Raw genomic sequence first — 17,242 nt, forward strand, 5'->3', positions numbered from 1 at the left:
CGGTAAGAAAGTAAGGCACCCGTATGATACGTCTAATCCTGACACTGCCCTTGATTGCCCTGTTTCAATGCGACAGGGACGAATCCGTTGCGGCCTATGGCGCCGCGGACCAGACTTGGGTGCTGCAGGAAATCGACGGACAGCCTTTCGAGGCCAGCGCCATGTTGCGGTTCTCCGAAGAGGGCAAGATCGCGGGTAACGCCCCGTGCAACAGCTATAGCGGCACCCTGAACGCACCCTACCCCTGGTTCGAGATTATGGACCTGACCGCAACACGTGCGGCCTGTGCCGGGCTTGAGGCCGAAGGGTTCTATTTCGCTGCGCTGATTGCGATGACGCAGTCCGAAGTATCAGGCGACCTGCTGATACTGCGCAATGATGACGGGCACGAAATGGTGTTCAAAGCCGCCGAGTGAACTGATCCACAAATCTTACCCGCGCATCCGGCAAGGGGTTATGCCCCAGGGACGGGGCTAGATGGTGTTCCAGAAAGTAACCGGTGGTTTTTAACCCTGCGGCAATCTCAGCGTCCGGCGCTTGCCCTTCACCGCGCAAACAGGGTGGCAGGGGCAACAGCTTATCCGCCCATTCCCCGGCCCCCTGGGCACTGACGGCACGGCCGGTCTTGGGTGAGACATAGACCAACCCATCCGCCGCCCCGGTCACAGCACAGGCCGACAGGTCCAGGCCAAAGCCCAATTCTTCAAGCAACGCCAATTCCCAGCGCAGATAAGCCAGTGGCCAGATCTCGTCCTGCCCCAGCAGATCCAATAACTGTTCGGTCTGTTTGTAGATCGCTGGATGCGGTTCGCGCTCGGGCAGGCAAAAGGATAGCAGCGCAACGGACGCGTTCAATCCTGCCAACGCCATCCGACCCGAAAACGCCGCTGCCGCGCGTGAACGCAAAGGTTCAACCTGAAAAGTGCCAAGATGTTCTTCTAACCGCGCGCGCCACAGAACATCCAGTTGCGCGCCGGGCTGCAGGATGGGGGCAATTTTGCGGCTGGTGCCACCACGTACGACGCCCGCGTGGCGACCGTGGCCTTCGGTGAAGACCTCGATGATTGCCGCTGTCTCGCCATGTCGACGAGACGCTAAAAGGATGCCGTGATCCCGCCAGTCCAATGGGGCCTCGCACTGTTTGCCTTGTTCAATTTGACCCGGCATTGCGGGCAGCCGCAACCGCGAATGCTTGACTCGCTGGCATTCTTGCAATTAATTAACAATATTGTTAAACAAGGAGGCGGGATCATGCGAGGCATCACAATCTCATACCGGTATGACGGTGATGAGGCCGAATGGCAGACCACTATCCGCACCTTTATCGAGGCAATCGACGCCGACCCCGAGGCGGCCGGAAAATTCACCTATCAGGTTGCGATCGCTGATGACGGAAAGTCCCGGGTTCACTGGGGCCGCTGGGACAGCTCCGAGACATTGGCTCATGTGCAGTCGCAACCCTATTTTCAGGCCTTCGCACCCAAAGTGAAGCAATTCGCCGGTGAGACATTGACCACCACCGGGCACGATATCACGCTCAAAAGCAGCGGCTGGTGACGTCTTGGCACCGGATCGTGGCGGCCGGTCAAAACGTTAAACCGGCGTGGATCAGGATGCCCAGAACCATCAGGATGTTCAGCACCATCGATATACCGTTGCCCACATAAATAGGCAGCTTGCCGACTACCAGCCCGTAGGCGAACCACAGGAATGACAGCGCAGCAAAGAGCGACCAAGACAGCAGAGACTGGCCGGTCGCGTGTTGTGAATGCGTGAAGTACAGCTTGATCAGCTGCGGCAGCGTGGCAAAAGGGCCGACAACGCCAATGAAGACCATGAAGCCTTCAAACCGATGCATCCAATGACCAAGCTCTGATTTTTCAAGCTTTTCAGCGAGTGTTTCAGCCATACATACACCCATTATCTATTCAAACGGTGCGGCGATCCTCGCCGACATAGTGTGGGTAAAATAGACGTTTTGGCCCGTGCGACCAAGACCCGTTGAACCGCGGGCTAGTCCAATCCCTCTTCACCCAGCAGATGACGCCCTTGTCGGTCTTCAACCTCGATCACCCAAAGGTCAGGGTCAAAGCTGCGTTGCCGGGTGATGGCTTCGTCGACTTCTTTTTCTGCGCCGGAGGAAAGCTCGACCCATTTACGTTCACCGCTCATTAGATCAAAGCTGCGTTGTAACGCCACGGCGTGCCCGTCCAAAGTGTTTAGTTTGACCAACACCGCGCCCGCTGTGTCGTCGCCATGTGCCACGACAAAAGCCGGGATTTCCTGAAAACGCAGCCGCGCCAGATAGGCGTGGACCCAGAAATCAGCCGTCAGGCGAGTCATGCATTACCGTCTTTGAAATCCAGACCCATTTCGGAGTAACGCTCGGATTCCTCCAGCCAGTTCGGGCGCACTTTGACCTGCAGGAACAGATGTATCTTGCGGTCCAGGAACTCTTCCAGCTCGGCCCGCGCGGCTTGGCTGACCGCCTTGATCGTCTCGCCCTTTTTGCCCAACACGATGCCTTTGTGACCGTCGCGCATGACATAGATGATCTGGTCGATCTTGGCAGAGCCGTCTTTGCGCTCTTCCCAGTTTTCGGTCTCGACCGTCAGTTGATAGGGCAGTTCCTGATGCAGGCGCAGGGTCAGTTTCTCGCGCGTCATCTCAGCCGCGATCATGCGCAGGGGCAGATCGGCGATCTGATCTTCTGGATACAGCCACGGGCTTTCGGGTAGTTCCGCAGCCAGCCATTTGCGCAGATCGTCAACGCCATACCCCTTTTCGGCGGAAATCATGAAGGTTTCGGAAAACGGGTAGCGTGCGTTCAAGTCACTTGTCAGGGCCAGCAGCACCTCAGACTGGACCTTGTCGATCTTGTTGATCGCCAACGCAACCTTTCGGCCCTGCCCGATCTCTTCCAGACCTTCGAGGATACGCTCGACCCCTTCTGTGATGCCGCGATGCGCCTCGATCATCAGAACGACCACATCTGCATCCGCCGCTCCGCCCCAGGCCGCGGCAACCATGGCGCGATCCAAACGACGACGCGGTTTGAACAGGCCGGGTGTGTCTACAAAGACCAGCTGCGCATCGCCTTCCATTGCCACACCGCGAATACGGGTACGGGTCGTCTGAACCTTATGCGTCACGATCGAAACCTTGGCCCCGACCATGCGGTTCAGCAGGGTGGATTTGCCTGCGTTGGGCTCTCCGATCAGGGCGATAAATCCGGCGCGTGTGGTCATGTGTCTGGCGTTCCTGGTTGCAAGTGCGCACCCCTATAGCAGAAAGGTCGCGCGGGCCAGAGGGATTTGTCGCATTGCGGCCATGCAAAATCGATGTCACCCCTGACGCATGCCACGCCAAATCCAGCCAGGCAACCATCGGAAAATGAGGCAAGACATGAAACGTCGCGAGTTTCTTTTGGGCGGCGGGGCCGCTGCCGGCGCACTGGGTCTGGGCGGTTTCGGGTTGGCGCAGGGGACGCCGGAGTTAACCATTCAACCAGCAAGCTTTGCCCTGCGGGATACGGTGACGACCGGAATGGTCAGCCTGTCCCCTAACGCACCGCCGCCGGTATTGCATGGCAAGCAGGGGGAAGTGATGCGGTTACCCGTGCGCAATACGCTGTCGGAATATACGGCAATGCACTGGCACGGGATGCGGATCGCGAACAACATGGACGGAGTGCCTTACCTGACCCAAATGCCATTGGGTGAAAGTGAGATGTTCAACTACGAATTCACCCCGCCCGATGCAGGCACCTACTGGTATCATCCGCATTGTATGACGATGGAGCAGATGGCCCATGGCCTGACCGGCGTCATGGTGATTGCAGAACCCGAAGACCCCGGATTTGACAGCGAACAAGTGATCAACCTGCGCGATTTTCGGCTGGATGAAGATGGCGCGTTCCTGCCCGCCTATACTCAGCGCGGTGCCGCACGGGCCGGGACCTTTGGCAATGTCCACACCGCCAACTGGGTGCAGGGTCCAGTCTACGATCACGCCGCAGGCAGTCTAGTGCGACTACGAGTGGTGAATACAGACACAACGCGCATCTACAAACTGCATCTTGAGGGCGGCGATGCACGGATCATCGCGTGGGATGGCCATCCGCTTGAGATTGACATCCCGATGCCCAGCGCTGATGAGCCACTTCTTGTCGGGCCTGGCCAGCGTGTGGATTTTGCGGTAGCAATGCCCGGCGACGAGGGGCGCAGTGTTGCCCTGATGGCCAAACTGCCGGGTCAGCCGCATAAACCCATGGCACAACTGCGCGCAATCGGGCCATCGGCATCGCGGGACCTGCAAGAGTTGCGCCCCCTACCCGTCAACCCGGTCGCAAAACCCGATCTGACCAATGCCGAGCTGCACGAGTTTGTTTTTGGCTGGACCCCCGAAGGTGGTGAACCCAACAACGGGTTCTGCGGCTCGCTGGGGTATAATTTCTGGTCTATCAACCGCAAACCATGGCCCGGTGACGCGGCGCAGGGTGTTGGGCCTTTGGCAACACTGGAAATGGGCAAAAGCTATGTCCTGAGGTTGCGAAATGAGTCCCCCAACTTGCACCCGATCCACCTGCACGGGTTGGCTTTTGTACCGCTGCGGTCAAACCTGCGCGAACTGCCGCCACTGATGACCGACACGATGCTGTTGCTAAAGGACGAGGTAACCGAGATCGCACTGGTGGCCGACAACCCGGGCGATTGGGCGTTTCATTGCCACGTCATCGAGCACCAAAAGACCGGGCTGACTGGATTTATCCGGGTGGTCTGAGGGGCGCGTTAGACGCCCCCCCAGGCATTTCATCCGTTCTGACGTTCGATCAGGCGCAGAACGGAAACCATGACGATCCCGTAAAAAACATGCCCGATCAACGCGACCCAGGTGATCGCCGAGAAGTTCAGGAAAGTCGGCAATCCGGACAAGGTGGTGATCCCGCCCAGGGCAAAAACCCAAAGGCCAAACCCATAGATGGCCGAGGCGGCGAACATATGAACAGGGCCAAGGACCTTAACCCAGATCGGCTTAAAGATAAGAAACCATCCCATCGGATAAGCAATCAGACCCACAAGGTAGAAATGCACGAAAAAGCCAAGGAAGGCATTGCTGGGCAAGCCGAGACTGGCCAGCAAGCTTTGGGCCAGCCCTTCGGGCGACAGATTGGCCCAGCCGATGCCGGGGCTGATAACCTGCCCCCAGAAATCGAAGGCGATCGTGGCGATAAAACCGGCGATAAACAGAAAGCCGATATTCACGGTGGTCAGTTTTGCGCTTTGCATTGTAATGCCTCAAATCATTGTATCTGTTTCGCTTTGATCCAGTGCTCATAAGTAAGCGCCAAAGCGGATGACCTTCAGATACGACTGCGACCCGAGGTCCGCCATAGGCCTCAAGTTAGATTGAGAATTGTGACATAAACGGGCTGCGGAGCTTTGTTACTTCAACTGATCCAGCAGCGCTTTCGCGGCGGCTTGTTCCGCCTGACGTTTCGACCCCGCCGTCGCCTGAGCCTCGGCCCCGTCCTGCAACCGGGCCGCAATGGTAAACACCGGGGCATGGTCGGGGCCGCTGCGCTTGACCTCGACGTAAGCGGGCGGCTTTTGCCCGCGCGCCTGCGCCCATTCCTGCAGCGAGGTTTTGGCGTCGCGCGCATCCGCTTCAACGTTGTGGACGCGATCTCCCCACAGTCGCAGGATGACGTCGCGCGCAGCCTCGAAACCGGCATCGCGATAGATTGCGGCGATTACAGCCTCCATCGCATCACCCAGCAGGGCCTGTTTGCGGCGCCCGCCTGACAGCATCTCGGACCGGCCCAGTTTCAGCACCACGCCAAGATCGATTTGCCGGGCCACATCAGCGCAGGCCTCTTTGCGGACCAACGCGTTGAACCGAGGGGCCAACTGCCCTTCCGATGCTTTTTTGTCGGCCTCCAACAGCGCGGTGGCCATGACAAGACCCAAAACCCGATCGCCCAGAAACTCCAACCGCTGATTGTCGGGTCGTGTCGAGGACGAGACCGATCCATGGGTCAGGGCGCGCACCAGCAGTTCAGGGTTCGAAAATTCGTACCCCAGACGTTGCTGGAACGCCTTTATCTCGGCCGAAAGCTTCAATTGACCGCCTTGAAGAAGCGGTCCCCGCGCCATGTCCAGAAGAACAGCATCGACCGGCCAGCGGATGAGAACAGGATGCGATCAGCCCGCCCGATCAGGTCTTCGTAGGGCACATAGCCAACGCCACCCGCGGATTGCGGCACGCGGCTGTCGCTGGAGTTGTCGCGGTTGTCCCCCATGAAGAAGTAATGCCCTTCGGGAACCGTGTAGATGCCGGTATTGTCAGCCGCCTGATTGCCGATGTTCAGCACTTCGTAGGACACACCGTTTGGCAGTGTTTCGATCATACGCGATTTTTCGCAGACACCGCCAAAGCCGACAGGACCGTTTTCGCAGCGTGGGCGCAAACCTTGCGAACCTTGTGGTTCGGCGACTTCGGTGAATACGCCATCAGGTTCTTGTTGTACGGCTGTGCCGTTTAGAATGATCTGACCGTCCCGCACCTGAATGCGGTCCCCGGGCAGACCAATCAGACGTTTGATATAATCACGGCCGCTGACCGGGTGGCGGAAAACAATGACGTCACCGCGTTCGGGGTCACCACCCCAGATACGGGTGTTTTCATCGCTTTGCATCCAGCCGCAGAGATCTTCGGCGTCAACATTCAGGCCGACGCTTGGGATGATCAGGCTGGGACAGGACGCGTAAGAATAACCGTAAGACATTTTGTTGACGAAAAGGAAATCCCCGATCAACAAGGTGGGCTTCATCGAACCCGACGGAATCCAGAACGGCTGAAACAGGATCGTGCGGAAGACGCCCGCGATCAGCAGGGCATAGACGATGGTCTTGATCGTCTCCCAAACGGCGTTACCTGTTTTGGCTTCCTCGGCCATACTGCTCTCCGGTCGATTATTCGTTGGGGTGCTACATGCGGGTCAGTTAAGGGCAAGTCAAGGCTGCGCGGGGCCATCGTGAAGCGGACGCGCCTCGATCACCACGAATGCCTGTGCCCAGGGGTGATCGTCGGTCAGGGTGACGTGGATGATGGCCTCACACCCTTCGGGCGTCATCTCTTTCAGTCGATCTGCCGCCCACCCGGTGACATGCATCACAGGCTGACCGGTGCGTAGATTGGTGACCGACATGTCCTTCCACGCGATGCCCATGGCAAGACCGGTGCCCAGCGCCTTGGAGCAAGCCTCTTTCGCGGCCCAGCGTTTGGCGTATGTTCCGGCGACATCAGCGCGACGTTCCGCTTTGCTCTGTTCTGTTTCGGTGAAGACACGATTGCGAAACCGGTCGCCAAACCGGTCGAGTGTGCCCTGAATGCGGTCGATATTTGCAAGGTCCGTGCCGATGCCGAGGATCATAGGTTCTCACTTAATACATTGAGCTCAGGTCTGCGCATTTCTCGTAACCCGCGGCCCAATAAAGCGCGGCAGGTAATGGTGCAGACTACAATCGCGACTGCCAAATAGTACGCATCCATCGGATCTACTAGTAGTGAGTCGAAAGGGATACTTTCACCAATGGCCACGACAACGAGCGACGATAGAACCAGGGCGATCACCAAACCCATAACCGCCATCGCGGTACTCGCAGTCAAAAGATGGATCCCTTTGGGCCACTCTGATTGCTTCTTTGCGTAGTGGGAACCTTCCACATATGCGGCCAAGCCAAACGCAGCGAGTTCGAACAAATGAAAATAGTCTAGGACGCTGATCCAAATTTTCTCGGATAAATTCGCAATTAAATACAGATACATAAAGATACTTGGAGAAGCCCCCAGCGATCCGTGATCTACCAATAAGACACGCACAACTGCTTCAATGAAGAAAAGAACCAGAATACAGACGAACGCTGCCGAAAATACCCATGTAAATCTGAGTATGTCAAAGTTCACGCGAATGCCTCTTTCACCCCAACCGCACCGTCAAAATCTTGTAACTCGCCACCCCAAAGAACCCGGCAAAGGCGAAGTCGAACCAGCGACGGGCGCGGCTGTAGACGCGCACCATATGCTCGGAAGAGAAGAGGAAGGCGTAGCCGATGAAGATCAGCAACGATCCTGTGTAAAGCATGGCGAAATAGCCCAACAACATCGAAAGGCTGGCATTATTCGGGGCGACGATGGCATAGATCGACCCCCAACTCAGGATCGCCTTAGGGTTGGTCAGGTGAATGGCCGCGCCCTTGGTAAAGATTGTGCGAAAAGAGCCGGTGACAGGGTTGCCCATAGCAACCTCATCAGACGTCATCGCCCGGCGTAGCGCCTTGATCGCCAGCCAGGCCAGATAGGCCACCCCTACATAGCGGATGACCTCGAATACCCAAACATTGGCCAGCATGATCGCCGATAAACCCAGCGCGGCGGCGATGCCCCAAGCGGCAGAACCAGCGCAAATACCCAACGCAAACACCAGGCCAGCGCGGCGACCTTCGTTCATTGCCGTTCCAGCAATCCCCATTGTTGCAGGCCCAGGAGAACCGCCGGCCATCAGCCAGGCAAACCAGATGACAACAAATCCGGGCGTGATCATCCGCGCGCCTCATCCATTAGACGCCGCATCTCGGCCATGGCAGGCGTGAGGCCGCGAAAGATGGCCTCGCCAATAAGGAAGTGGCCGATATTCAGCTCGCGCACTTCGGGGAATGCCGCGATCGGTTGCACGGTGTCATAGGTCAGGCCGTGACCCGCGTGGACCTCAAGGCCCAGTGCGTGGGCAAAAGCGGACATTTCGCGCAGGGCTTCCAACTCACTGTTGGCTTTGTCGTCATGGCTTTCGGCCATGGCATCGCAATATGCACCGGTGTGCAGCTCGATCACTTCGGCGCCGATACGATGCGCCGCCTCGATCTGGCGCTGATCAGCAGCGATAAAGATCGACACACGACACCCGGCATCGCGCAGCGGAGCGATAAAATGAGCCAGCTTGTTTTCCTCGCGCGCGACTTCCAGCCCGCCTTCGGTGGTGCGTTCTTCGCGCTTTTCAGGGACGATGCAAACAGCATGCGGCTTATGGCGCAAGGCAATTTTCTGCATCTCGGGCGTCGCGGCCATCTCAAAGTTCAACGGCACCGACAGGACCTCCATCAGGCCGTCGATATCGGCGTCCGAGATATGGCGGCGGTCTTCGCGCAGATGCGCGGTGATCCCGTCAGCCCCGGCCTCTTCTGCCAGCTTGGCAGCACGCAGCGGATCAGGATAGGCCCCGCCCCGCGCGTTACGCACTGTGGCCACGTGGTCGATATTTACGCCAAGACGCAGGTGGTTGTCAGACATCGCTCGAATCCTTCTTAAGGCCCTGGTCTGAACCTAGGGCATTCATCAGTGGAACGGCAGACTTTGTTTCGGCCAAGCGTTTGATTTCGTCAAACTTTGCCTTGATCTTGTCGCGACGGCGTTGCTGATAGGTGCGGATCAGCGGCAAACTGAGATAGGAGCAGATTACACCCGCCAGAATGCCCGGAAGAACGCCGCCAATCATGTAGGGAAAGAACACCTCGTTATAGAAGATGCTGAGCCCATGCCAGTCCGCGACATGATCGGTGAACATGGCAATAAAGTTGTTCTTCAGATCACCCATTGCATCTGTGAACTTGCCCATCAGACCATGCGTATCGCCTTTGTGGAATTTGGTCCCCAGCAGGAAATGCCCGGTCTGCAGGCAAACCACGCCGATTGGCACATAGGTGAGTGGGTTGCCAAAGAATGTTCCACTCAAAGCGGCCAGAATATTGCCGTTCAGCAGGCGCGCAACCACGGCAGCGACCAGAAAATGCAATCCGTAGAACGGAGTGAATGAGGCAAAGACACCTGCCCCGATGCCACGCGCAATGCGCTCGGGGGAATCCGGCAATCTACGTACACGATGCTTGACGTAGTGAAAGGCCCTTGTCCATCCACCACGGGGATAGACAAATTCAGACGCGATCTGGACAGGCGAGCGTCGGTCTCGGCGCTTAAATACCACTCCTGATCACCCCTTCTCAGCCAGCCGCTACTGCGGTTTTGGTCCTGTCCCGATAGCGTTCGACCGCGGCAACGTCGCTTTCGGCCTCAAGCATCAGCATCAGCGAATGCAACTGTTCCAGGTCACGCAATTCGACACTGACCAGAAGGCGGTAAAAATCCGGTTTGCGGTCGACAAATTCCAGGTTCGAAATATTGGCCTTTTTCTCGCCTATCAAAGTGCAGATGCGGCCCAGCACCCCGGCATCATTGCCAATCGTGACGTCCAGCGTCGCACCATGAACAGCCGGGTGCGTGCCAGAATGCCAGTGCAGATCAACCCAGCGGTCTGGTTCGCTTTCGAACTCGGACAGGCGGTCGCAATCGATTGCATGCACCACAACGCCCTTGCCGCGATAGGTAATGCCGACGATGCGTTCGCCGGGCAAAGGCTGACAACAGGGCGCGCGGTCAAATTTCTGGCCGGGTTCAAGGCCGATCACCGCGCGGCGCGGAGATATGGCATCACCGTCATCCTGGGTCAGTTCAGGGTAAACGGCGCTGACCACATCATGCGCCGTTAGCTCTGCGCTGCCGAGACGCGCCAGCAATTCGTGGCGATCCTTCAAGCGCAAGTGTTTCGCCGCAGTATCCAGCGTCTTGTCGGTGGCCTTTCGACCAACATGTTCGAAACCGGAACGTGCAAGTTCCTTACCCAGCTTGATAAACCGCTCGCGGTCGACCTCGCGCAGGGCGCGCCGGATCGCGGTGCGGGCCTTGCCGGTCACCGCAATCTCAAGCCACGTAACCTGAGGCGTTTGGCCGTCAGCGGTGATCACATCCACCGATTGACCGTTCTTGATCCGCGTCCACAATGGCACGCGGATGCCGTCCACCTTAGCGCCAACACAAGCATGGCCAATACGGGTATGGATCGCATAGGCGAAATCAATCGGCGTAGCCCCGCGCGGCAGCTTGACCACATCGCCCTTGGGCGTGAAGCAAAACACCTGATCCGAGTACATTTCCAGTTTGACCGCTTCGAGGAAATCTTCGTGATCTTCCTCACTGTCGAACTGTTCAGTCAGGTTCGCGATCCACTTGGCCGGATCAACCGCAAAAGGGTTTTCCGAGCGGACACCGTCGCGGTACGACCAATGCGCTGCAACACCGGTTTCTGCCACATCATGCATCTGACGGGTGCGGATCTGAACCTCGACCCGTTTCCCGTCGCGGCCGGAAACTGTTGTGTGGATCGAGCGATATCCGTTCGATTTCGGCTGGCTGATATAATCCTTGAACCGACCCGGCACTGCGCGCCAGCGCTGGTGAATGGCACCCAGCGTCCGGTAGCAATCTTCCTCGGACCGGGTGATGATGCGAAAGCCGTAGATGTCGGACAGGCGCGAAAAGCCCTGGTCCTTTTCCTGCATCTTGCGCCAGATCGAATATGGCTTTTTGGCACGACCAAACACTTCGGCCTCGATGCCCGCCTTTTCCAGCTCGTGCCGCATGTCGCCGGTGATCCGATGAATCACGTCGCCGGTTTCACGTTGCAAGGTGATAAAGCGGCGAATGATCGACTGGCGGCCTTCGGAATTCAGAACCCGGAAAGCAAGATCCTCAAGCTCTTCGCGCATCCACTGCATACCCATGCGACCCGCGAGCGGCGCATAAATATCCATCGTCTCGCGCGCCTTCTGCACCTGCTTTTCCGGGCGCATTGCCTTGATCGTACGCATGTTGTGCAAACGGTCGGCCAGCTTGACCAGAATGACCCGCAGGTCCTTGGACATCGCCATGAACAGCTTGCGGAAATTTTCTGCCTGTTTGGTTTCGCGGCTGGACAGTTGCAGGTTGGTAAGCTTGGTGACGCCATCGACCAGCTTGGCAACCTCTTCCCCGAACAGTTCGGACACTTTGCCATAATTGGCCTTGGTGTCTTCGATCGTGTCATGCAGCAGCGCCGTAATGATCGTCGCATCATCCAGACGCTGTTCGGTCAGGATGGCGGCAACGGCAACGGGATGCGTGAAATAGGGTTCGCCTGAATGGCGGAACTGACCGTCATGCATCTGCTTTCCGAACTCATATGCTCGGGCGATACGGTCAGCATTAGTCTTGGGGTTGTAGTTGCGGACCAGCGCAATCAGGTCGTCTGCAGAAATCATCCGGTCCGCACCTTTATCTTTGGGGATTACCCCTGGCCTTGAGCCTCCATCAGAGCGCGCAGCAGCTTCTCTTCCGACATATCGTCATCGGCAGGTTTGTCCGATTCCGCACCCATCAACAGAGCCATCTGATCTTCTTCCGGCTCGTCGACCTCAATCTGGGTCTGGTTGGCCTCGATCAGGCGCTCGCGCAGATCATCTGCGCTTTGGGTTTCGTCCGCAATCTCGCGCAGCGACACGACGGGATTCTTGTCATTGTCACGGTCGACGGTGATCGGGCCGCCGGCAGAAATCTCGCGCGCACGATGGGCGGCAAGCATCACCAGTTCAAACCGGTTAGGAACCTTGTCTACGCAATCTTCAACCGTCACGCGGGCCATGGGGCGCTCTCCGTTACTGAATCCATGTCAGGAAGAGGTTTATCTAAGGGCGAATCCCTGCCTTGACAAGCAAGAAATGCTGCAAATGCACCGTTCACACAGCCGTGACCGCCGCAATATCCGCCGCGGGCAGGTCAGCCAGCATTTCGGTTACCGTCCGGCCCAGCACTGGATGGCGCCAATCCGGGGCGACGTCCGCCATCGGAACAAGTACAAAAGCACGATCCTGCAGGCGCGGATGTGGAATAATCAGCCGGTCCGGCGCCTTTTGCGTCTGTTCCTGTGCTGGCAGGGTCAGCCAGCTATCATATTCGGTGCGATCCGGCAGAACCAGATCATCATAGCAGACCAGATCAAGATCCAGCGTTCGCATACCCCATCGCTGCACCCTTTCGCGGCCAAACTGATGCTCAATCTGGTGAAGCAGGTGCAACAAATCGGTCGGTGTCCTGTCCGTTTCGATCAAAGCTGCCGCATTGACGTAGTCCGGCCCGGCACCTGCCGGGAAGCACGGGGTCTCAAAAAAACGGCTGACGGCACGAATCACCACCCCTTGACGCAAGATCGCGTCAAGGGCGCTTTGAAGTGTCACCTTGGGGCCAATACCTCTCAATTTGAGATTTGCGCCCAGCGCGATAACCGCTTTTGACATAGATTTGTTCGTTCCATTCACTATATTCGGCGAATTGCATGCTTGCGATACGACCGAAATGGCCTAATTATAGAAGATCAGCGCGCCGCATATTTCCAAATACCCACTCACGTAACACCACGGCGTCCTGTATTGTACCGGAAGGACCTATTTATGTTCTATAAAGACGAACGGCTAGCGCTGTTCATCGACGGCTCGAATCTTTATGCGGCCGCAAAAGCACTGGGGTTTGACATCGACTACAAATTGCTGCGCCAGGAGTTTATGCGGCGCGGCAAGATGCTTCGGGCTTTTTACTATACGGCGCTATTGGAAAACGACGAGTATTCCCCGATCCGCCCCTTGGTTGACTGGCTGCATTACAACGGCTTCACCATGGTGACAAAACCGGCGAAGGAATACACCGACAGCATGGGGCGTCGGAAAGTCAAAGGTAACATGGATATCGAACTGACAGTCGACGCCATGGAACTGGCACCGCGGGTCGATCATATTGTGCTGTTTTCGGGCGATGGGGATTTTCGCCCGCTGATTGCCAGTCTGCAGCGTCAGGGCGTGCGCGTTTCGGTGGTTTCGACCATCCGCAGCCAGCCGCCAATGATCTCGGACGAGTTGCGCCGCCAGGCTGACAACTTCATCGAGCTTGAGGACCTGCGCGACGTGATTGGGCGGCCCCCACGCGAAATGCCCATGGAGCCACGCAGCGTTGCTGCGGGTGGACAGTAAAACCGGGCCACTCACCAAACCCGGGGGAAGAAATTTGCGCGGTCAGGCTGTACCAACCTGACCGCGCTTCTTTAACTAAAAGCAGGTACTGAAACACCTGCTGGCTAGCAGTGATTCATGTCAGATCAATGACAATGTCCTGTCTGGACCATAGCCGGGAAAAGACTTACCTGTGGCCTATGGAGACCAAGACATGACCAAGCCGCCCCTTACCCTTTACCTTGCCGCACCTCGCGGGTTCTGCGCCGGTGTCGACCGGGCGATCAAGATCGTTGAAATGGCGCTGCAGAAATGGGGTGCCCCGGTCTATGTGCGGCATGAAATCGTGCACAACAAATTTGTCGTCGATGGTCTGCGCGCCAAGGGGGCCGTTTTTGTCGAAGAGCTGGACGAGTGTCCTAACGACCGACCCGTTATCTTTTCAGCGCATGGCGTACCGAAATCCGTTCCCGCGTCGGCGGCCCAGCGGGAAATGATCTACGTCGATGCCACCTGCCCGCTGGTCTCCAAGGTCCATGTCGAGGCGCAGCGCCATGCTGAGGCCGGGTTGCAGATGATCATGATCGGGCACAAGGGCCATCCAGAAACCATCGGCACCATGGGCCAATTGCCTGACGGCGAAGTGCTGCTGGTTGAAACCGTTGATGACGTGGCCTCGGTTCAGGTGCGCAATCCGGAAAAGCTGGCATTTGTCACCCAGACTACGCTTTCAGTGGATGACACCAAGGACATTATCGCGGCCCTCGAAGCCCGGTTCCCGGCCATCGTTGGCCCGCATAAAGAGGACATTTGCTACGCCACCACGAACCGGCAAGAGGCTGTTAAGGCCGTGGCTCCGAAATCGGATGCTTTGCTTGTTGTGGGCGCGCCGAACTCGTCAAACTCACGTCGGCTGGTCGAGGTAGCGGCCCGCGCCGGGTGCAACTATGCGCAACTGGTGCAGCGCGCCCACGATATCGACTGGCGGGCGCTGGAAGGCATCTCAACCATCGCCATTACCGCAGGCGCGTCAGCACCCGAGGTGCTGGTGAATGAGGTGATTGACGCTTTCGACACCCACTATGACGTGACGGTTGAACTGGTCGAAACCGCCGTCGAAAATGTCGAATTCAAAGTGCCCCGCGTCCTGAGGCAAACCGCATGAGAGGCGTCCCCAGGGCGCCGTTGGTTCTGGCGCTGGCGGGGCTGATCCCGTTCATTTGGGGCGCGCTGACCTCCTTGAACGGCGATTTGCAGGATTGGGGCAGACAAGAGCTTGGTTCGCGGTTCGTCGGGCCGTATATTCAACTGTTCTTCGGCTCGGTGATCTTAAGCTTTATGTCCGGTGTTCTGTGGGGGTTCGCCACCAAGACCTCCGGCAGTAAGGCAGCGACATGCTATGTGCTGTCAGTCCTCCCGGCGCTTTGGGCGTTTTTCATGACCGGCGGTGGACCTATCGAGGCGGGCATCAACCTGATGTACGGCTTCGCCGGTTTGCTGATGTTGGATGCAATATTTGCATATTGGCGGCTGACCCCAACATGGTGGCTGAGGCTGCGCGTTCTGCTGACAGCCATCGTCCTGATATGCCTTGCCGTAGGAGTGTACCTGTGACCGATCGCAAGACAATTGATGCCTACACCACGCGTGTTGCCGAGTACCTGAGCGTCCCATTGCCGCCCGAACAGATCGAAGCGCGTATGGCCTTTGCCGAAGCGGTTGCGCCGGGCGGCTATGTGCTGGACCTCGGCTCAGGCCCTGGCGCGGACAGCATGTTTTTCCTGCGCGAGGGGCTGCGGGTTCGGGCATTGGATGCGACGCCGGCCTTTGTGGAACACGCCCGCGAAAATGGCGTGGATGCGTATGTCGGTACATTTGACGATGTGACCGAAACGGCCACGTTTGACGGCATCTATGCCAGCTTCTCGCTGCTGCATGCGCCGCGCGAGGATTTCCCGCGCCATATGGCGGCCATCCACCGGGCACTCAGGCCTGAGGGTGTCTTGTTCCTTGGCCTGAAGCTGGGAACCGGTGAACACCGCGACGACATTGATCGCTATTACACCTATTTCTCACAGACCGAGATCGAAGAGGCTCTGGCGAAGGCAGGGTTCACAATCGATCGGATCACAACCGGAGTCGGCAAAGGTCTGGCCGGGTCTTATGACGGCTTTATTCTGGTGATCGCCCATGCCTGAGTTGTTTGCCTATACCGATGGTGCCTGTTCGGGCAATCCTGGCCCGGGGGGCTGGGGCGTGCTGATGCGCGCGATGGACGGCGAAAAACTCCTGAAAGAACGCGAGCTGAACGGCGGCGAGGCTGAAACCACCAACAATCGCATGGAATTGCTGGCCGCGATCAGCGCGCTGGAAACGCTGGAGCGGGCCTCGAAGATCACCGTGGTAACCGACAGCGCCTATGTGAAGAATGGCGTCACCGGCTGGATTTTCGGCTGGAAGCGCAACGGCTGGAAGACCTCGAACAAGAAACCGGTCAAGAATGTCGATCTGTGGCAGCGACTGGACGAGGCGCAGGCGCGCCATGACGTGACCTGGGAATGGGTCAAGGGCCATGCAGGCCATCCCGAAAACGAAAAAGCCGACGAGCTGGCCCGTGCGGGCATGGCCCCGTTCAAACCAAAAAAGGCGCAGACGTGAGCGGTCTGGCGCTGCTCGACTATGCCTCAGTTCTGGTTTTTGCCCTGACGGGCGCATTGGTGGCTAGCCGGGCACAGCTGGATTTGGTGGGTTTTGCCTTTATGGCCTGCCTGACTGCTGTGGGCGGCGGAACCGTCCGCGACCTGCTGTTGGACCGGCACCCAGTGTTCTGGGTCGGTCAACCGGACTATATCCTGATCGCCACAGCGGCAGCTGTGGTGGTGTTTTTCACCGCCCATTTGGTGGAAAGCCGATACAACTTGCTGGTCTGGCTGGACAGTTTCGCTCTGTCGATTGCCGCGGCAGCAGGTGCTGGCGCAGCCTTGTCGCTGAACCAATCCGGTGTCATCGTTGTGCTGATGGGCGTCACAACGGGCTGCCTTGGCGGCTTAATGCGGGACGTGGTCTGCAACGAAGTGCCACTGGTCCTGAAACAGGGTGAGCTCTACGTCTCTTGCGCGTTTGCCGGGGCTTTTGCCGCTGTGATCGCAACCCGACTTGGTTTCGACGAGCTGGCCACACTGGCCGCATGTGCGTTGATCTGCTGGGCATTGCGGGCGGGATCATTGGTGTTTGGCTGGCGGCTTCCGGTTTACAAGGCGCGCCCGCCGCGGCAATAAACGGGTGCAAAATGTTCGATCTGCATTTCCTGTGCCACA

General features: G+C 57.8%; 24 protein-coding genes. 9 read left to right on the forward strand and 15 right to left on the reverse strand.

The annotated features are described in order from the left end of the window. Nucleotides 1-23: 23 nt before the first annotated feature. Nucleotides 24-416 (forward strand): META domain-containing protein, encoded by a 393-nt coding sequence (locus tag AC2FIS_RS13390; RefSeq protein WP_496773844.1) that lies wholly within the window; start codon nt 24-26, stop codon nt 414-416. Here AC2FIS_RS13390 and recO read toward each other — a convergent pair. Then, a complete protein-coding gene (gene recO, locus AC2FIS_RS13395) occupies nt 400-1,125 on the reverse strand; it encodes a DNA repair protein RecO (RefSeq protein WP_496774024.1) in 726 nt (241 codons plus the stop codon). The two genes, AC2FIS_RS13390 and recO, sit on opposite strands and share 17 nt — an antisense overlap. Before the next feature lie 126 nt (nt 1,126-1,251). Between recO and AC2FIS_RS13400 the strand changes: the two genes are divergently transcribed. Then, nucleotides 1,252-1,557, forward strand: a complete 306-nt coding sequence (locus AC2FIS_RS13400; RefSeq protein ID WP_496773846.1) for a hypothetical protein — start codon at nt 1,252-1,254, stop codon at nt 1,555-1,557. A gap of 28 nt (nt 1,558-1,585) precedes the next feature. Here AC2FIS_RS13400 and AC2FIS_RS13405 read toward each other — a convergent pair whose 3' ends face one another. The 3 genes from AC2FIS_RS13405 to era all read right to left on the reverse strand — a co-directional run bounded on the left by AC2FIS_RS13405 (nt 1,586) and on the right by era (nt 3,248). Continuing rightward, nucleotides 1,586-1,909: a SemiSWEET transporter gene (locus tag AC2FIS_RS13405; protein ID WP_113791309.1), complete on the reverse strand. Its 324-nt coding sequence runs from the start codon at nt 1,907-1,909 to the stop codon at nt 1,586-1,588. Nucleotides 1,910-2,013: 104 nt separating this feature from the next. Next, nucleotides 2,014-2,343 carry a DUF1491 family protein gene (locus AC2FIS_RS13410; RefSeq protein WP_282153185.1) on the reverse strand — a complete coding sequence of 110 codons (330 nt, stop codon included), beginning with the start codon at nt 2,341-2,343 and terminating at the stop codon, nt 2,014-2,016. Beyond that, nucleotides 2,340-3,248, reverse strand: a complete 909-nt coding sequence (era, locus tag AC2FIS_RS13415; RefSeq protein WP_108861276.1) for a GTPase Era — start codon at nt 3,246-3,248, stop codon at nt 2,340-2,342. The genes AC2FIS_RS13410 and era overlap by 4 nt, the downstream gene beginning before the upstream one ends. A 157-nt stretch (nt 3,249-3,405) precedes the next feature. Here era and AC2FIS_RS13420 point away from each other — a divergent pair, with 157 nt between their 5' ends. Continuing rightward, on the forward strand, nt 3,406-4,782 hold the full coding sequence (locus tag AC2FIS_RS13420; RefSeq protein ID WP_496773849.1) for a multicopper oxidase family protein: 1,377 nt from the start codon (nt 3,406-3,408) through the stop codon (nt 4,780-4,782). 29 nt (nt 4,783-4,811) lie between these two features. Here AC2FIS_RS13420 and AC2FIS_RS13425 read toward each other — a convergent pair whose 3' ends face one another. The 11 genes from AC2FIS_RS13425 to folK all read right to left on the reverse strand — a co-directional run bounded on the left by AC2FIS_RS13425 (nt 4,812) and on the right by folK (nt 13,220). Continuing rightward, nucleotides 4,812-5,288, reverse strand: a complete 477-nt coding sequence (locus tag AC2FIS_RS13425; protein WP_496773851.1) for a hypothetical protein — start codon at nt 5,286-5,288, stop codon at nt 4,812-4,814. Between the two features lie 156 nt (nt 5,289-5,444). Then, on the reverse strand, nt 5,445-6,122 hold the full coding sequence (rnc, locus tag AC2FIS_RS13430) for a ribonuclease III (RefSeq protein WP_496773853.1): 678 nt from the start codon (nt 6,120-6,122) through the stop codon (nt 5,445-5,447). Next, on the reverse strand, nt 6,119-6,958 hold the full coding sequence (gene lepB / locus AC2FIS_RS13435; RefSeq protein ID WP_496773855.1) for a signal peptidase I: 840 nt from the start codon (nt 6,956-6,958) through the stop codon (nt 6,119-6,121). Before lepB ends, rnc begins: the two co-directional genes overlap by 4 nt. A 57-nt stretch (nt 6,959-7,015) precedes the next feature. Beyond that, nucleotides 7,016-7,435 (reverse strand): holo-ACP synthase, encoded by a 420-nt coding sequence (gene acpS / locus AC2FIS_RS13440; protein WP_496773857.1) that lies wholly within the window; start codon nt 7,433-7,435, stop codon nt 7,016-7,018. Then, the gene (locus AC2FIS_RS13445; protein ID WP_496773858.1) at nt 7,432-7,968 is read right to left on the reverse strand and encodes a hypothetical protein; all 537 of its coding nucleotides are present in this window, start codon (nt 7,966-7,968) and stop codon (nt 7,432-7,434) included. The genes acpS and AC2FIS_RS13445 overlap by 4 nt, the downstream gene beginning before the upstream one ends. A gap of 13 nt (nt 7,969-7,981) precedes the next feature. Then, complete coding sequence (locus tag AC2FIS_RS13450; RefSeq protein WP_496773859.1) at nt 7,982-8,605, reverse strand: LysE family translocator; 624 nt, start codon at nt 8,603-8,605, stop codon at nt 7,982-7,984. Further along, nucleotides 8,602-9,348, reverse strand: a complete 747-nt coding sequence (locus AC2FIS_RS13455; RefSeq protein ID WP_496740287.1) for a pyridoxine 5'-phosphate synthase — start codon at nt 9,346-9,348, stop codon at nt 8,602-8,604. The genes AC2FIS_RS13450 and AC2FIS_RS13455 overlap by 4 nt, the downstream gene beginning before the upstream one ends. Next, on the reverse strand, nt 9,341-10,039 hold the full coding sequence (locus tag AC2FIS_RS13460; protein WP_496740286.1) for a DUF2062 domain-containing protein: 699 nt from the start codon (nt 10,037-10,039) through the stop codon (nt 9,341-9,343). Before AC2FIS_RS13460 ends, AC2FIS_RS13455 begins: the two co-directional genes overlap by 8 nt. Nucleotides 10,040-10,055: 16 nt before the next feature. After that, nucleotides 10,056-12,188: a RelA/SpoT family protein gene (locus AC2FIS_RS13465; protein ID WP_496755550.1), complete on the reverse strand. Its 2,133-nt coding sequence runs from the start codon at nt 12,186-12,188 to the stop codon at nt 10,056-10,058. Between the two features lie 26 nt (nt 12,189-12,214). Then, the gene (gene rpoZ, locus AC2FIS_RS13470) at nt 12,215-12,568 is read right to left on the reverse strand and encodes a DNA-directed RNA polymerase subunit omega (protein ID WP_085824454.1); all 354 of its coding nucleotides are present in this window, start codon (nt 12,566-12,568) and stop codon (nt 12,215-12,217) included. A 94-nt stretch (nt 12,569-12,662) separates the two neighbouring features. Then, on the reverse strand, nt 12,663-13,220 hold the full coding sequence (gene folK, locus AC2FIS_RS13475) for a 2-amino-4-hydroxy-6-hydroxymethyldihydropteridine diphosphokinase (protein WP_496773860.1): 558 nt from the start codon (nt 13,218-13,220) through the stop codon (nt 12,663-12,665). Between the two features lie 153 nt (nt 13,221-13,373). Here folK and AC2FIS_RS13480 point away from each other — a divergent pair, with 153 nt between their 5' ends. From AC2FIS_RS13480 to AC2FIS_RS13505, 6 genes are all read left to right on the forward strand, one after another. Then, on the forward strand, nt 13,374-13,946 hold the full coding sequence (locus AC2FIS_RS13480) for a LabA-like NYN domain-containing protein (RefSeq protein ID WP_058278950.1): 573 nt from the start codon (nt 13,374-13,376) through the stop codon (nt 13,944-13,946). 193 nt (nt 13,947-14,139) lie between these two features. Further along, nucleotides 14,140-15,090, forward strand: a complete 951-nt coding sequence (ispH, locus tag AC2FIS_RS13485; RefSeq protein WP_496773861.1) for a 4-hydroxy-3-methylbut-2-enyl diphosphate reductase — start codon at nt 14,140-14,142, stop codon at nt 15,088-15,090. Beyond that, nucleotides 15,087-15,539 carry a DUF3429 domain-containing protein gene (locus AC2FIS_RS13490; protein ID WP_496773863.1) on the forward strand — a complete coding sequence of 151 codons (453 nt, stop codon included), beginning with the start codon at nt 15,087-15,089 and terminating at the stop codon, nt 15,537-15,539. Before ispH ends, AC2FIS_RS13490 begins: the two co-directional genes overlap by 4 nt. Beyond that, nucleotides 15,536-16,123: a class I SAM-dependent methyltransferase gene (locus tag AC2FIS_RS13495; RefSeq protein ID WP_496773864.1), complete on the forward strand. Its 588-nt coding sequence runs from the start codon at nt 15,536-15,538 to the stop codon at nt 16,121-16,123. Before AC2FIS_RS13490 ends, AC2FIS_RS13495 begins: the two co-directional genes overlap by 4 nt. Continuing rightward, on the forward strand, nt 16,116-16,583 hold the full coding sequence (rnhA, locus tag AC2FIS_RS13500; RefSeq protein WP_496773865.1) for a ribonuclease HI: 468 nt from the start codon (nt 16,116-16,118) through the stop codon (nt 16,581-16,583). The genes AC2FIS_RS13495 and rnhA overlap by 8 nt, the downstream gene beginning before the upstream one ends. Next, nucleotides 16,580-17,203 carry a trimeric intracellular cation channel family protein gene (locus AC2FIS_RS13505; protein WP_058273289.1) on the forward strand — a complete coding sequence of 208 codons (624 nt, stop codon included), beginning with the start codon at nt 16,580-16,582 and terminating at the stop codon, nt 17,201-17,203. The genes rnhA and AC2FIS_RS13505 overlap by 4 nt, the downstream gene beginning before the upstream one ends. The last annotated feature ends 39 nt before the right edge of the window (nt 17,204-17,242 follow it).

The organism is Ruegeria sp. CDSB113 (assembly GCF_059611045.1).